Origin of the sequence: Rhodoplanes sp. Z2-YC6860, assembly GCF_001579845.1 — a bacterium.
Lineage (GTDB): Bacteria > Pseudomonadota > Alphaproteobacteria > Rhizobiales > Xanthobacteraceae > Z2-YC6860.
Map to the genome: position 1 here is coordinate 2,949,049 of NZ_CP007440.1, position 13,036 is coordinate 2,962,084.

Below are 13,036 nucleotides of genomic sequence, written 5' to 3' on the forward strand. Positions count from 1 at the left end.
AGTTCGTCAATTCGCTTTGATGTTGGCCGACTTGATCACGCCGGCCCAGCGATCGATCTCGCTGCGCATGAAATCGCCCGCCTCGGCGACGCTGTTGCCGACCGGGTCGAAGCCGAGCTCAACGAATTTTGCGCTGACGGCCGGCGCCTTGACGCAGCCGAGAATGGCGGCGTGCAGGCGCTCGACGATCGGCGCGGGTGTCGCGGCAGGAACCGCAAACCCGACCCAGAAGCTCACATCCATCTGCGGCAGGCCGACGTCCTTGGCGCTCGGCACGTCGGGCAGCACCTTCGAGCGTTCGAGCGCCGTCAGCATCAGCGGGCGCAACTGGCCGCTGCGGACGTACTCGAGAACGGTCGGGACCGCGCCGACCAGCGCCTGCACGTGGCCGGCGATGACGTCCTTCACCACGGCGCCGGCGCCGCGATAGGGGACGTGGCCGACGTCAACGCCGGTCTGGCTCTTCAGAAGCTCGAAGCCGAGATGGGTGTTCGTGCCGATGCCGCCCGAGCCGTAGAACAGCTTTCCGGGATTGGCTTTGCTGTAGGCGATGAACTCCTGAAGGGTCTTCGCCGGCACCTGCGGGTTGACCACGAGAACATGCGGCACCGAAGCCGCGATGATGACCTGGGTGAGGTCCTTGCGCGGATCGAACGGCAGGTTCGGATTGAGGCTCGGCGCGATCGCGAGCGACATCTCGGTTGTCAGCACCGTGTGCCCATCCGGCTGGCCCTTGGCGACGGAGACCCAGCCGACCACGCCGGCGCCGCCGGTCTTGTTCTCGACCACCGTGGTGCCGAGCCGGTTGCTGAGCTCCTGGCCGACGACGCGCGCGAGAATGTCGGTGGTGCCGCCCGGCGCGAAGGGAACCACGATGGTGATCGTTTTCGACGGGAAGCTTTGGCCAAAGGCACTGGACGCCGCGAGCGAGCTGAGGCTTCCGGCCAAAAACCGGCGTTTCGTCAGTTCCATCGTTTCCTCCCAAAACCGCGTGTTGTTTTATCGCGGCGCGATGTGCCGCTTACGCCGGCTCTTTGATCGTGTCGTCCACGCTGAGAACACCTTCCGACACCAGTGCATCGAACTCCGAGTCCGAGAGTCCGAGCTCCGCCGCGATCTGCCGGCCGTGCTCGCCGGCATGCGGAATGTCGAGGCGAAGCCCGAGCCGCCGGCCGTCGAGCTCCATCGGCAGCGCCGGCGTGCTGGTCTTGCGGCCGTCCGCAAGCGTGACCTCGATCATTGCGTCCGGCGCGTTCAGATGCGGATCGTCGAACATGTCCTGCGGCCGTGCGATCGGCGCGTGCGGCAGGCCCACCTTTTCGCAGCGGTCAAGGATTTCGGCGCGCGGCATCCGCGCAAACATCGCGCGCAATATCGGCATGAACCGTTCGCGCGCGTTGACCCGCTGCGGGTTGGTCGCAAGCGCGGGATCGTTGGCCAGATCGGCCAGCGCAAACGCTTCGCAGAACGTCCGCCACTGCGTATCGGTCACGACGCCGACGAACACCTGGGGGCCGTCCGCCGTATCGAACACGTCATAGACGGCCCAGGCCGACAGGCGCTCCGGCATCGGGGCGGCGGGCTTGCCGGTGACGGCAAACTGCATCATGTGCTGGGCCACCAGGAACATGTTGTTCTCGAACAGCGCGCTTTTCACGAGCTGGCCCTTGCCGGTGTGCTCCCGCTCCTGGAGTGCGGCGAGGATCGCGATCACGCCGAACATGCCGCCCATGATGTCGTTGACCGAGGCGCCGGCGCGGAGCGGCCGGCCCGGCGGGCCGGTCATGTAGGCGAGGCCGCCCATCATCTGCACCACTTCGTCGAGCGCCGCGCGCTGCTCGTAGGGGCCTTTGAGGAAGCCCTTGAAGGAGCAATAGATCAGGCGCGGGTTGTCCTTCGACAGCTGATCGTAGCCGAGACCCATCTTGTCGAGCGCGCCCGGGCGGAAGTTCTCGGTGACGATGTCGGTGCGCGCGACGAGCTTCTTCACCAGCGCCATGCCCTTCGGCGATTTGAGGTCGATGGCGAGGCTGCGCTTGTTGCGGTTGAACGTCGGAAAGAAGCCTGCGCCGGTGCCGGCGAGGCGACGCGTATTGTCGCCTTCTCCGACCGGCTCGACCTTGATCACGTCGGCGCCGAGGTCTGCCAGGATCAGGCCCGCGCTCGGGCCCATGATCATGTGCGAGAACTCGACGACCTTGAGGCCTGTGAGGGGAAGCGTTGCGGTCAAGCGGGCCTCCCGCCGGACGCGTATTGAAAGCCCTTGGGCAAGCCCGCATCCGCAACATTGCCGTACAGCGTCTCGCCCGGCAGTCCTGCGAGCACCTTGGAGCGTGCGCCGATCAGCTTGTCGAGGTCGATGCCGGTCCGTAGCCCCATCGATTCCAGGAGGAAAACGAGATCTTCTGTGACGATGTTGCCGGTGGCGCCCGGCGCGTAGGGACAGCCGCCGAGCCCGCCCTGGCTGGAATCGAATGTCATCACCCCGGCATCGAGGGCCGCGACGACATTGGCGAGGCCTTGGCCGCGCGTGTTGTGCAGATGGGCGCCGCCGCACTTGTCGCCGATTTCCGCGTGCAGGCGCTTGAACATGCGCTTGATCTGCGCCGGGTTGGCGTAACCCGTCGTGTCGGAGAGGCAGACCGAGTCGGCGCCGGCTTTCACCAGCATCCCAGCGAGCTGCATCACCCAGTCTTCGGACACCGCGCCCTCCATGGTGCAGCCGAATGCGGTGGCGACGCCGGCTTCGACTTCGATGTGACGATAGTCCGGACGCTCGGCGCGCAGACGGCAAACGGCGGCGACCTGCTCCACGGCCTGTTCCGGCGTCATGTTGATGTTCGACTTCGAGTGCGCCCGCGAGGCCGAGACCGGCATGGTGACCTTGTCAACGCCGGCCGCGAACGCGCGTTCGGCACCTTTGAGGTTCGGGACCAGCGCGAGAACGGTCAGTCCGTCGATCGGGCGGGCGCCGGCCACGACGTCGGCGCAGTCCGCCATCTGCGGCAGGAGCTTCGGCGACACGAACGAGCCGACTTCGATCTCGCGCAGGCCCGCGTCGGCCAGCGCCGCGATCCAGTCTAGCTTCGCCGTGGTCGGCATCGTTCGCTTGACGCTTTGCAGGCCGTCGCGCGGGCCGACCTCGCTGACCAGGACATCGATATCGGCTTTGGCGGTCTTGGAATTGGACATCGCGGCGCTTCCATCCCTTGACAACGGGATTTCTGTCTGACAGAAATAAATTCTGTAGAATAGAAATTACCGGCGAGGCCATGGCCTGTCAAGTGCGCCCGTTCGGGCGCTCCCAGGCTCGCGTTCGGTGGAGGCGATCCCGATGGCCCGAGACAAGGGTGACACCGCCGCATCGGAGCAGAAGGTCGAGGCCGTCGAGCGGGCGCTGACGATCCTGGACGCGTTCGGCGACGGATCGGCGAGCCTCTCGCTCGGCGAACTGGCCGAGCGCACGCAGCTCTATCGCAGCACGATCTTGCGGCTCGCTGCCTCGCTCGAGCGGTTCGGCTATCTCAACCGCGGTGTCGACGGCCGCTTCCGGTTGGGACCGACGCTGTGGCGACTCGGCGTGCAGTACCAGAATGCTTTCAATCTCGCCGACTATGTGCGTCCGGTCCTGCAAGAGCTCGTCGCAGCCGCCGGCGAGACCGCGGCGTTCTACGTGCGCGAAGGCGAACGCCGGATTTGCCTCTACCGCCAGCACGCCTCCCGCCTGATCGGCCATCATCTGGAGGAGGGGGCCGATCTGCCGTTGGACCGCGGCGCGAGCGCACGCGTCCTTGTTGCGTTCACCGACGGCAAAGGTGCGATCTACGACCGGGTGCGAGACGCCGGCATCTATGTTTCAAAAGGCGAGCGCGACGCCGACACGGCCGCGGTCGCGGTGCCGGTATTCGGGCGCGGCCGCGCCTTTGTCGGCGCGCTCGGCGTCACCGGACCGATCAGCCGGTTCGACGAAAAGCGGATCAAGACGATGAGCGCTGTCCTGTCGTCCGCAGCGCAAAAGCTGTCGAAGACGATCGGCGGCACTTGATCTTAGTTGGTGTAGCGCGCCGTGATCTCGCGCGAGATCTTCGAGCCTTCCTCGAGATAACGCCGCACCGCCACGTTCGCGGCCGGAGTGCAGGTGCGATAGGACTGTTGGAAGCTGCGGTAGCCGCGGTTGAAGCTCGTCACCATGCGGTTCTTGCGATCCGCGGTCGTCGCTTCGGCATCGAGCAGAGCTTGCATCTGCTCGCGCCATTTCTGGCCTTCGTTGGCGCCGCACAGCGTGCGCAGGTATTGCAGCGCCCCCAGAATTTCGGCGAGCCGCATCAGGTCGGGCTCGAATGGCGCGGGCCCGCCTTGAATCTGCGGGGGAGCCGCCGGCGGCTCGGCCGCCCGCTGCGCATAGGCCGGACTTTGGGCCGACAGCTGCGCCGAGGCGAGCAGTGCGATGGCCGCAATGGCGGAAAGGGTACGCATGGGGCCCGTCATATGCTCCGGGGCGGCACTCTGCGCAAGCGACGAAAATCAGCCCGCGATTTTCATCCGTTCGAAGGCTGTGGCGACAATCTCGGCAAGCCCTTCGGTGGTTTTCAGGCTCGCGAGTTCCTCCAGCCTGAGCCATCGGGCATCCGACAATTCCTCGTTCAGCTTCGGCTCGCCGGAGATCCAGCGCGAGGCGAAGCACAGGATCACGAAGTGGCGCGAGGCGCGGCCGCCGCTGTCGCGCACCACCACTTCGCGATGGCCGGCAAGCGACACCGGCTCGATGGTCAGCGCGGTCTCCTCCTGGATTTCGCGGATCAGCGCCTCGGCGAGCGTTTCGCCAGCTTCGACCACGCCACCTGGCATGGTCCAGATGCCGAGCGCGGGACCGCGCGCGCGCTGCGTCACCAGCACGCGGCCGTCACGGATGATGGCAGCGCTGACTGCGAGGAACGGGCGGTCGGGATAAGCGCGCGGGTCTTGTGCCTGGGTGTCTTGTGCCTGGGTGTCTTGCGCGCTGGAGTTCTGGGCGGGGGCTGTTGTGCTCACCCGTGGAACATAGCATCGATTGCGGCTTGTGAACTCAGCCGTTCGGCGGGGTTGTGGGCGGCGCCGTTGATCAAGGCGGCAAGCTCGGCGATCAAGGGCCGGATCGTGGCGGTGGCATGCCTGCCGATCGCCGCGATGTCGCCGCCGCCGGTTGCTTCGGTTCGCGCTTCGATCAGTTGGCCGAGGATCGCGCCCGCGAGCCGGTCGGTCTCGCGGCGCAGTGGCGCCGCACGATAGAGGTCGATCACGGCAAGGCGGTTGGTGAAGGGCGAGGCGGCGAAATGCTCGGCGTAGGTCTTGGGCTCCCAGGCTTTGAGGTCATCGAGGCATTCCGGGATGTCGGCCGCCATCTCCAGCGCCATCAGCGCCTCGGTGAAGTGGTTGAGATAATCGGTGGATAGCCCGGTAACCGGGTTGATATTGGGCATGCCCGACCCAGATGCTTCCGGGCGAAGCGTGGTCGCGGCAGCGGAATGGGGCATCGCGGTCACGCGGTCCGGTTGGGCCGCGCAGTGTTTGCCTCGGCCGGTTAAGGAGCCCCTAAGATTTAAGGCAATGTGCGGATTTCGAGCCGCCTGTGGGACGGAATGATGTGCGGACGTTATCTCATAACGACGGTGCCTGAGGCGATCCGCGCGCTGTTTCGCTACCGGGAGCAGCCGAACTTTCCGCCGCGCTACAACGTGGCCCCGACCCAGCCGGTGCCGATCGTGCGCATGACCGATGGCGACAAGCATTTCGCGCTGGTGCGCTGGGGCCTGATCCCGCCCTGGGTGAAGGACCAGCGGGGCTTTTCACTCCTCATCAACGCGCGGGCCGAGACGATCCACGACAAGCCTGCCTTTCGAAACGCCATGAAGCGGCGGCGTTGCCTGTTTCCGGCGGACGGCTTCTACGAATGGAAGAGCGACGGCTCGCGCAAGCGGCCGTTCGTGGCGCGGCCGACCGACGGCAAGCCGATGGCGTTCGCCGGGCTCTGGGAGAACTGGATCGGCCCGAACGGCGAGGAGGTCGAGACCGCGGCGATCATCACCACGGATGCCAACAGGGAGATGGGCGCGGTGCATCACCGCGCGCCGGTGATCGTGCCGCCGGAGCAGTTCGACTTCTGGCTCGACTGCCGGAACGTGAGCGAGCAGGAGGCGTCGTCGCTGTTCACGCGCGCACCCGATGGTTCGATGGAGGTCTATGAGGTTTCCAGCGCGGTGAACCGCGTCGCCAACGACACGGCGGACCTGCTCAACCCTTACGACCCGAGCACCGAGCCCGCGCCCGAACCGCCGAAGCCCAAGGCGCCGCGCAAAGCACCACGGCCGCAGCCCGAGGACACGGGGCAAGGCTCGTTGTTCTGACACTCGCCATTCCGGCCCCGGTCAGGCTATCTTTTGCCTCTATTCCGGGCGAGCCTTCGCTCGGGGCGGTCACCCGTGCGAATCAACGGAGAGGCCGATGCGGGCTTTCCTCGTGGCACTGATCATCGCGCTGTTGCTGCTGCCGGCCTATGCGCAGCGCGAAGCAGGCCGGGGCGGCGGCGGCAAGCAGAACCCCGCCGCTGCGGCGGCCTCCGAAGAGCAGAAGCGAAAGAACGCCCAGCAGGAGAAGGACTACAAGTCGGCGCTCGAGCGGATTCCCGACAAGAAGCCGGCCGACCCTTGGGCGAATATGCGGTGAGCGCTGCTACGGTCCTAGCAACTCGGTCATTCCGGGGCGGCGCGAAGCGTCGAATCCGGAATCCAGTCGAGGAGGGACTGCCGCTGTAACTGGATTCCGGATCGCCGCTTCGCGGCGTCCGGAATGACAGCGGTGGAGATCACAGCACCTTGCCGGGATTCAGAATGCCCTTCGGGTCGAGCGTGCGCTTGAGCGTCTTCATCAGATCGTAGGCCACCGGGTCCTTGATCTTCGGCAGGTAGTCGCGCTTGACGATGCCGACGCCGTGCTCGGCCGAGACCGAGCCGCCGTACTTCAGCACGATCTTGTAGACCACGTCGTTCATGTCGTCCCAGCGCTTCAAATACGCGGCCTTGTCGGCGCCGACCGGCTGCGTGATGTTGTAGTGGATGTTGCCGTCGCCGACATGGCCGAACGGCATCGGCCGGCAGCCGGGGATGAGCTTGATCGCCGCGGCATTGGCCTCTTCGATGAAGGCCGGAATTCTCGCGACCGGCACCGATATGTCGTGCTTGATCGAGCCGCCCTCGCGGCCCTGCATCTCGCCGAACAGTTCGCGGATGCGCCAGAATGTTTTCGCCTGCTCGAGGCTGTCGCAGATCGTGGCGTCGAGCACGAGGCCCTTCTCCAGGCCCGCGGCCAGGATCTGTTCCATCGAGTCGCGAAGACCCTCCGTGCGCTGCGACGACAGCTCGATCAGCACCGAATAGGGCGACGGCGTCGAAAGCGGATCGCGCACACCAGAGCCGTGCCGTAGCACGATGTCGATGCCCTCGCGCGCCATGATCTCGAAGCTCGTCACGCCGCCGGCGGTGAGCTCCGTTGCAAGCCCGAGCAGATCGACTGCAGCCTGCACGTTCGGGATCGCGGCCCACGCCGTCTCCACCGACTTCGGCCGCGGCACCATGCGCAGCACCGCCGCGGTGATGACGCCGAGCGTGCCTTCGGCGCCGATGAACAGGTCGCGCAGGTCGTAGCCGGTGTTGTCCTTCTTCAGCTTGTTGAGGTTGTTCATGATGCGGCCGTCGGCCAGCACCACTTCGAGCCCGAGCGCGTGCGAGCGCGCGACGCCGTGCGTCAGCGCGGCCGTGCCGCCGGCGTTGGTCGAGAGATTGCCGCCGATCGTGCAGCTTCCCTCGGACGGCAGGAGCTGCGGGTAGAGCCGGTCGACATTGGCCGCAGCCTCACGCGCGCGCTGCAGCGTGACGCCGGCCTCGCAGGTGATGGTGTTCGACACCGGATCGACCTCGCGAATCTTGTCCATCCGGTTGAGCGACAGCAGCACCTCGCCGTTGTGCGGGATCTGGCCGCCAACGAGGCCGGTGTTGCCGCCCTGCGGGATGATCGCCGTCGAGGTCTCGTAGCAGATTTTCAGAAGCTCCGAGATCTCCTGCGTCGAGCCCGGCCGCAGCACCACCGGCGTATGCCCGGTCCACAGCGCGCGGAATTCGACCAGATACGGCGTCTGCTTGTCCTTGTCGGTGATCGCGTTCTTCTCGCCGACCACCGCGATCAGCCGTTGCAAGGTCTGCGGCGACACGGCGGTGATGGGCTTGCTCATTTCGTTCATGGAACTGAACCTTCCGGCTATTTTTCTAATTGTCTCGCGGCGCAGCCGCGCGGGCAAGGCGGTCGTTGATCGCCTCGCCGAGGCCTTCGAACGGCACCTTCATCACCGCGATTCCCGTTGCTTCGGCGGCGTCGAGCGTGCGCAGGTCGGAAAACAGGTTCGCCGCGGCCTCGAGCAGGTCGCCCGCGGGCGAGAGGTTCAGCACGCGCACGGCGTTCTCGGTGCCCTTCGGCAAATTCGCGCCGAAGGCGAGCAGCGCCTCGCCAGGCTTCACGTCGGTCGCATTGAGCCGCAGCGTCGTCCGCGGCGCGTAGTGCGACGCCATCATGCCGGGCGCGATCAATGCTTCCGGGTCCATGACGCTGGCCGGCGCATCGTCCGGGTCCTTGCCCAGCACCCGCCGGATCTCGTTACGCGGCAGCCCGCCGGGGCGAAGGAGCAGCGGCCGGTCGAGCAGCGCCACGATGGTCGACTCCACGCCCACCGCCGCAGGGCCGCCGTCGATGATCAGGTCAACGCGGCCTTGGAGGTCGTCGAGCACGTGCTTGGCCGTGGTCGGCGACACGTGGCCCGACCGGTTGGCTGACGGCGCGACCACCGGATGGCCGAGCCGCTTGATGATCTCGCGGGCGAGCTCATGGTCCGGCACCCGCACCGCGATGCTGTCGAGGCCGGCGGTGGCAAGATCGGCCACCGGACAGCCGGTGCGTTTCTTCAGAACGAGCGTCAACGGCCCCGGCCAGAACTTCGCGGCGAGCCGCTCGGCCGTGGCGTCGAACACCGCGAGCCGCCGCGCCGCCGGCAGATCGATCACATGGGCGATGAGCGGATTGAACGATGGCCGGCCCTTTGCGGCATAGAGCTTCGCCACCGCCGTGGCGTTGGTCGCGTCGGCGCCGAGCCCGTAAACCGTCTCGGTCGGAAACGCCACGAGGCCACCGCCCGCAAGGCACGCCGCCGCCTCGGCGGCCGCGCCGGCCTCGTTCGGGATGACGCGCGTCGGGACTTTGCCGGGCGTGGGTTTCGCGGGTGTGATTGGGCCGGTCATCTCGCTTTCGCTCGCTTGACCGGCTTCTTCTGCGCCGAGGCGGCGCGCTTCACCGTCACGGCCTTGCGCGCTTTGGCGGCGTCGACCTTGACGAAGTCGAGGCTCTTTTCGTTTTCCAGGTTCTGCAGCCGCTCGAACAGCCGCGCCATCGCCTTGCCGTCGCAATGCCGCGTCAGCAGCAGGAACTTCTCGCGCATCTCCTCGACGCTGAGCGGCTGCTCCGGCGTGCCCTTGAAGCTGTCGACGCGGCGCGTCAGCACGCGGCCGTCCTTCAGCGTGACGGTGACGGTAGAGGCGATGGTGTGGCCGTGCGCGGCTTCATCAGCGACCGTGACAGTCACGAGCTTTGCCAACGCACGGATCGCCGGATCGTTGAAGTTCTTCATGTTGAACGAGGCCGGATCGCGCGCATCCTTGTAGTGCGCGAGCGCCACGTTGAACGGCAGCGAATACTGCGCCAGCATCAGGTCGGCAGGTTCGGGGATGTTGTGCACGCTCGCCATCTTCGGCGTGCCGGCGACCGCGATTGAAGCGACATCGGAGCCCGCATAGCCGTGCTCGCGGCGAAGGTCTTCGATCGCCTGCACCGAGGTGTGCGAGGTGATGTGCACCGGAAAGCGCTTGAGCATGATGCGCAGGCTCGCCCATTCGCTGCCGAGCCCGCGGGTCAGCGCCGGGAGGTCGTGCTCGCCGCAATAGACGTTGAGGAAGCCGAACTGGCCCTCCAGCACGCTGACCGGCCCGGTGAAGCCCTGTTCGGCAAGGTGTGCGGCCATGATGCCGCTTTCCGCCGCGCGGCCGAGATGCAGCCGCTTCACCATGGCGCCGGTGCCGGACTTGGCAAATTCCAGAAGTCCCGCCGAGGTCGAGCCGGCGATGCCGAGCGCATTGAGCATCATCGGCGCGTCGAACCTGAGCAGCCGCCCGACCGCCGCCGCCGAGCCGAATGGCCCGGTGGTGCCGGGCGCATGAAAGCCGCGGGTCTCGTTATTGTGTTTGGTCGCGCGCCCGACCCGGATCATCAGCTCGCTGCCCGCCACCACGGCCTCGAGCAGCGCCCGGCCGCCGAGGCCGCGCTCCTGCGCCACGGCCAACGCAGGCATCGCCATGGTGGCGCCTGGGTGCACTCCGGTGTTCGGCCAGGTCAGGTTGTCCATCTCGAAGGCGTGCGCCAGGCTGCCGTTGGCGAAAGCCGCAGCCGGCGCCTGGAGCTTGGCGCCACCCGGCGCGAACACGTAGGCTTTGCCGCCCGCGCCGCGCTTTTGCGCATAGCCCACGATGATCCGGCTCCAGGGCAGATGCGCGCCAAACGCGATCGCCGCGATGGTGTCGGCAATGGCGTCCTTGGCCCGCTGGATGACCGGCCCCGGGATGTCGCGAAGGCTCAGTCCCGCCGCGTATTCCGCCAGTTGCAAGCTTTCCTGCGCCATTCCCGTCCATCCCGGCTTGATGATCCGCCGCCTTGGTCGCGACGTTTGCCGACCCTATACGAATTCGGTGACGGCTGGGGGAGGGGCCTCGGCAGGCGGCGGGCGGCAACGAAGCCCGAAACACGATCTTGTCACGGACAATTAAGGGGGCGGCGCTCGGGATCACCCATACCCTTAAGAACTCTGGTCGGAGTGGCAGGATTTGAACCTGCGACCCCTTCGTCCCGAACGAAGTGCGCTACCAGGCTGCGCTACACTCCGACACAGAAGGCCGGTCTTATAGCGGCCACTTCCGGCCCCCGCAAGCGCAGATCAAGCCTCTGAATTCCAGCGCGTTTCGGCTCATCCGTGCTCTTTGATGACCGAGAGGAAGGCTTCCCCGTACCGCGCGAGCTTGGCTTCGCCGACGCCGGAGATGCCGGCAAGCTCGGCTGCGGACCGTGGCGTGCGTGCGGCCATCTCCATCAGCGTCTTGTCGTGAAAGATGACGTAGGGCGGCACGTTCCCGGCTTTGGCCAGTTCCAGCCGCCGGGCGCGCAACTTGTCGAACAGGATGCGGTCCGCAGCCGGTAGCGCCTCCTTGGCCTCCCGGCGCGCGGACTTTCCTTTCGGTTTGGCCTTCTTCACCACGCGCAGGCTCAACGGCGGCTTCTCGCGCAGGAACTCGCGGCCCTTGGCGGAGATCGACAGGCCGCCATGGCCCGCCACGTCGACGTCGATCAGTCCATGCGCCACCAGCTGGCGGATGATCGAGCGCCAGGCGTTGCGGTCGTGCGCCGTGCCGATGCCGAACGTGGACAGCTTGTCGTGGCCCAGGCGCTCGATGCGCTCGTCGGTCTCGCCGAGCAGAACCGAGATGACGTGCGCCTGCCCGAAGCGCTCGCCGGTGCGGTAGATGCAGGACAGAAGCTTCTGGGCGTCGAGCGTGCCGTCGAACGTCTGCGGCGGGTCGAGGCAGACGTCGCAATTGCCGCAAGGCTCGCAATTGTCGCCGAAGTAACGCAACAGCACCTGCCGGCGGCACTGGCAGGACTCTGCAAAGCCCAGGAGGGCGTCGAGCTTGCGATGCTCCATGCGCTTGCGCGCATCGGGCGCCTCCGTGGCGTCGATGAAGCGGCGGCGCAGCGCCATGTCGCCGGCGCCATAGAGCATCAGCACTTCGGACGGCAGACCGTCGCGGCCCGCGCGGCCGGTTTCCTGGTAGTAGGCTTCGATGCTGCCGGGCAAATCGACATGCAGCACAAAGCGCACATCGGGCTTGTCGATGCCCATGCCGAACGCGATGGTGGCCACCATGATCAGGCCTTGCTCATGCTGGAAGCGGCGCTGGTTGGTTTGCCGCGCCTTCATTTCCATGCCGGCATGGTAGGGCAGCGCAGTGTGACCGTGGTCGTTGAGGGTGGCGGCGACTTCCTCGGTCTTGCGCTTGGACAGGCAATAGACGATGCCGCTCTCGCCCCTGCGGGACTCGAGAAAGCGAAGCATCTGCTGCGTCGCGCCGGTCTTTTCGGCGGCGCCATAGCGGATGTTGGGGCGGTCGAAGCCGGCGACGAAGCTGTTGTCAGCGCCGATCTTGAGGTGTTCGACGATCTCGGCTCTGGTTGGTGCGTCTGCCGTGGCGGTGAGGGCCATGCGCGGCACGTCGGAAAAGATGTTCGCGAGGCAGTCGAGCGCGCGGTACTCGGGCCGGAAATCATGGCCCCACTGTGAAACGCAGTGGGCCTCGTCGATGGCGATGATGGAGAGCGGTGCCGACTTCAGCCGGTCGAGACTCTTCAACAGCGTTTCCGGCGCCATGTAGAGGAGGTCCATCTCGCCGCGCTCGATGTCGCGCCAGAGAAGATCCTTTTCCGTGCCCCAGAGCTGGGAATTGAGTGCCGAAGCCTTCACGCCGGCCTGTCTGAGCGCCGCCACCTGATCGTCCATCAGGGCGATCAGCGGCGACACGACCAGGCCGATGCCCGAGCGGACCAGCGCCGGGATCTGGTAGCAGAGCGACTTGCCGCCGCCGGTCGGCATCAGGACGAAGGCGTTGTTTCCGGCGATCACATGCTCGATGATCTCCCGTTGCTGCCCGCGGAAGGCGTCATAGCCGTAAATCGTCTTCAGAATGGAGAGCGGGTCAGCCTGCACGGGAACAGTCAAATCCTGAAAGCATGTCGCTCATGGAATAGCGGAGTTCTTCCGCCGAAGCAGCATCGGGCGCGCTTCCGTGCCAGTTATGCCGCATCTATTTTATGATCTGACCGGCGAGCCGCCCGACACCGTCGCGTGGTAAAGCTTGGA

At 66.4% G+C, this 13,036-nt stretch carries 13 protein-coding genes and 1 tRNA gene; 3 read left to right on the forward strand and 11 right to left on the reverse strand.

Going from position 1 to position 13,036, the window contains the following annotated elements; translation table 11 throughout:
• Nucleotides 1-6 precede the first annotated feature (6 nt).
• From RHPLAN_RS13630 to RHPLAN_RS13640, 3 genes are read right to left on the reverse strand one after another with little or no spacing between them, the layout of a single operon-like run.
• Entirely contained in the window at nucleotides 7-972 is a 966-nt protein-coding gene (locus RHPLAN_RS13630) for a Bug family tripartite tricarboxylate transporter substrate binding protein (protein WP_068018642.1), read from the reverse strand.
• A gap of 49 nt (nucleotides 973-1,021) precedes the next feature.
• Nucleotides 1,022-2,230 (reverse strand): CaiB/BaiF CoA transferase family protein, encoded by a 1,209-nt coding sequence (locus RHPLAN_RS13635; protein WP_084244844.1) that lies wholly within the window; start codon nucleotides 2,228-2,230, stop codon nucleotides 1,022-1,024.
• Entirely contained in the window at nucleotides 2,227-3,192 is a 966-nt protein-coding gene (locus RHPLAN_RS13640; protein ID WP_068018644.1) for a hydroxymethylglutaryl-CoA lyase, read from the reverse strand. The genes RHPLAN_RS13635 and RHPLAN_RS13640 overlap by 4 nt, the downstream gene beginning before the upstream one ends.
• A gap of 142 nt (nucleotides 3,193-3,334) precedes the next feature.
• Here RHPLAN_RS13640 and RHPLAN_RS13645 point away from each other — a divergent pair, with 142 nt between their 5' ends.
• The gene (locus tag RHPLAN_RS13645; RefSeq protein ID WP_068018647.1) at nucleotides 3,335-4,045 is read left to right on the forward strand and encodes an IclR family transcriptional regulator; all 711 of its coding nucleotides are present in this window, start codon (nucleotides 3,335-3,337) and stop codon (nucleotides 4,043-4,045) included.
• A 2-nt stretch (nucleotides 4,046-4,047) separates the two neighbouring features.
• Here RHPLAN_RS13645 and RHPLAN_RS13650 read toward each other — a convergent pair whose 3' ends face one another.
• Genes RHPLAN_RS13650 through RHPLAN_RS13660 form a run of 3 tightly spaced genes read right to left on the reverse strand, consistent with a single transcriptional unit; the run spans nucleotide 4,048 to nucleotide 5,459 of the window.
• On the reverse strand, nucleotides 4,048-4,476 hold the full coding sequence (locus RHPLAN_RS13650) for a TIGR02301 family protein (protein ID WP_068031158.1): 429 nt from the start codon (nucleotides 4,474-4,476) through the stop codon (nucleotides 4,048-4,050).
• A gap of 48 nt (nucleotides 4,477-4,524) precedes the next feature.
• Nucleotides 4,525-5,031, reverse strand: coding sequence for an NUDIX hydrolase (locus RHPLAN_RS13655; RefSeq protein ID WP_084244848.1), 507 nt, complete (start codon nucleotides 5,029-5,031; stop codon nucleotides 4,525-4,527).
• The gene (locus tag RHPLAN_RS13660; RefSeq protein WP_068018650.1) at nucleotides 5,028-5,459 is read right to left on the reverse strand and encodes a hypothetical protein; all 432 of its coding nucleotides are present in this window, start codon (nucleotides 5,457-5,459) and stop codon (nucleotides 5,028-5,030) included. Before RHPLAN_RS13660 ends, RHPLAN_RS13655 begins: the two co-directional genes overlap by 4 nt.
• A gap of 162 nt (nucleotides 5,460-5,621) precedes the next feature.
• Between RHPLAN_RS13660 and RHPLAN_RS13665 the strand changes: the two genes are divergently transcribed.
• Nucleotides 5,622-6,383 carry an SOS response-associated peptidase gene (locus RHPLAN_RS13665; protein WP_068031164.1) on the forward strand — a complete coding sequence of 254 codons (762 nt, stop codon included), beginning with the start codon at nucleotides 5,622-5,624 and terminating at the stop codon, nucleotides 6,381-6,383.
• 97 nt (nucleotides 6,384-6,480) lie between these two features.
• A complete protein-coding gene (locus RHPLAN_RS13670; protein WP_068018652.1) occupies nucleotides 6,481-6,702 on the forward strand; it encodes a hypothetical protein in 222 nt (73 codons plus the stop codon).
• Between the two features lie 139 nt (nucleotides 6,703-6,841).
• Here RHPLAN_RS13670 and RHPLAN_RS13675 read toward each other — a convergent pair whose 3' ends face one another.
• From RHPLAN_RS13675 to recQ, 5 genes are all read right to left on the reverse strand, one after another.
• Nucleotides 6,842-8,272, reverse strand: a complete 1,431-nt coding sequence (locus tag RHPLAN_RS13675; protein ID WP_068018654.1) for an FAD-binding oxidoreductase — start codon at nucleotides 8,270-8,272, stop codon at nucleotides 6,842-6,844.
• Between the two features lie 25 nt (nucleotides 8,273-8,297).
• Entirely contained in the window at nucleotides 8,298-9,320 is a 1,023-nt protein-coding gene (locus RHPLAN_RS13680) for an L-threonylcarbamoyladenylate synthase (protein ID WP_068018656.1), read from the reverse strand.
• Nucleotides 9,317-10,750 (reverse strand): MmgE/PrpD family protein, encoded by a 1,434-nt coding sequence (locus RHPLAN_RS13685; RefSeq protein ID WP_068018663.1) that lies wholly within the window; start codon nucleotides 10,748-10,750, stop codon nucleotides 9,317-9,319. Before RHPLAN_RS13685 ends, RHPLAN_RS13680 begins: the two co-directional genes overlap by 4 nt.
• Before the next feature lie 184 nt (nucleotides 10,751-10,934).
• Nucleotides 10,935-11,011 (reverse strand) — tRNA-Pro (locus RHPLAN_RS13690).
• Between the two features lie 81 nt (nucleotides 11,012-11,092).
• Entirely contained in the window at nucleotides 11,093-12,883 is a 1,791-nt protein-coding gene (gene recQ, locus RHPLAN_RS13695) for a DNA helicase RecQ (RefSeq protein ID WP_068018666.1), read from the reverse strand.
• Nucleotides 12,884-13,036: the final 153 nt, after the last annotated feature.

Coding starts and splice junctions, on each gene's coding strand:
- RHPLAN_RS13665 (WP_068031164.1), top strand. CDS start 5,622: ATGTGCGGACGTTATCTCATAACGACGGTGCCTGAGGCGATCCGCGCG.
- RHPLAN_RS13640 (WP_068018644.1), bottom strand. CDS start 3,192: ATGTCCAATTCCAAGACCGCCAAAGCCGATATCGATGTCCTGGTCAGC.
- RHPLAN_RS13645 (WP_068018647.1), top strand. CDS start 3,335: ATGGCCCGAGACAAGGGTGACACCGCCGCATCGGAGCAGAAGGTCGAG.
- RHPLAN_RS13670 (WP_068018652.1), top strand. CDS start 6,481: ATGCGGGCTTTCCTCGTGGCACTGATCATCGCGCTGTTGCTGCTGCCG.
- RHPLAN_RS13685 (WP_068018663.1), bottom strand. CDS start 10,750: ATGGCGCAGGAAAGCTTGCAACTGGCGGAATACGCGGCGGGACTGAGC.
- RHPLAN_RS13675 (WP_068018654.1), bottom strand. CDS start 8,272: ATGAACGAAATGAGCAAGCCCATCACCGCCGTGTCGCCGCAGACCTTG.
- RHPLAN_RS13650 (WP_068031158.1), bottom strand. CDS start 4,476: ATGCGTACCCTTTCCGCCATTGCGGCCATCGCACTGCTCGCCTCGGCG.
- RHPLAN_RS13630 (WP_068018642.1), bottom strand. CDS start 972: ATGGAACTGACGAAACGCCGGTTTTTGGCCGGAAGCCTCAGCTCGCTC.
- RHPLAN_RS13680 (WP_068018656.1), bottom strand. CDS start 9,320: ATGACCGGCCCAATCACACCCGCGAAACCCACGCCCGGCAAAGTCCCG.
- RHPLAN_RS13660 (WP_068018650.1), bottom strand. CDS start 5,459: ATGCCCAATATCAACCCGGTTACCGGGCTATCCACCGATTATCTCAAC.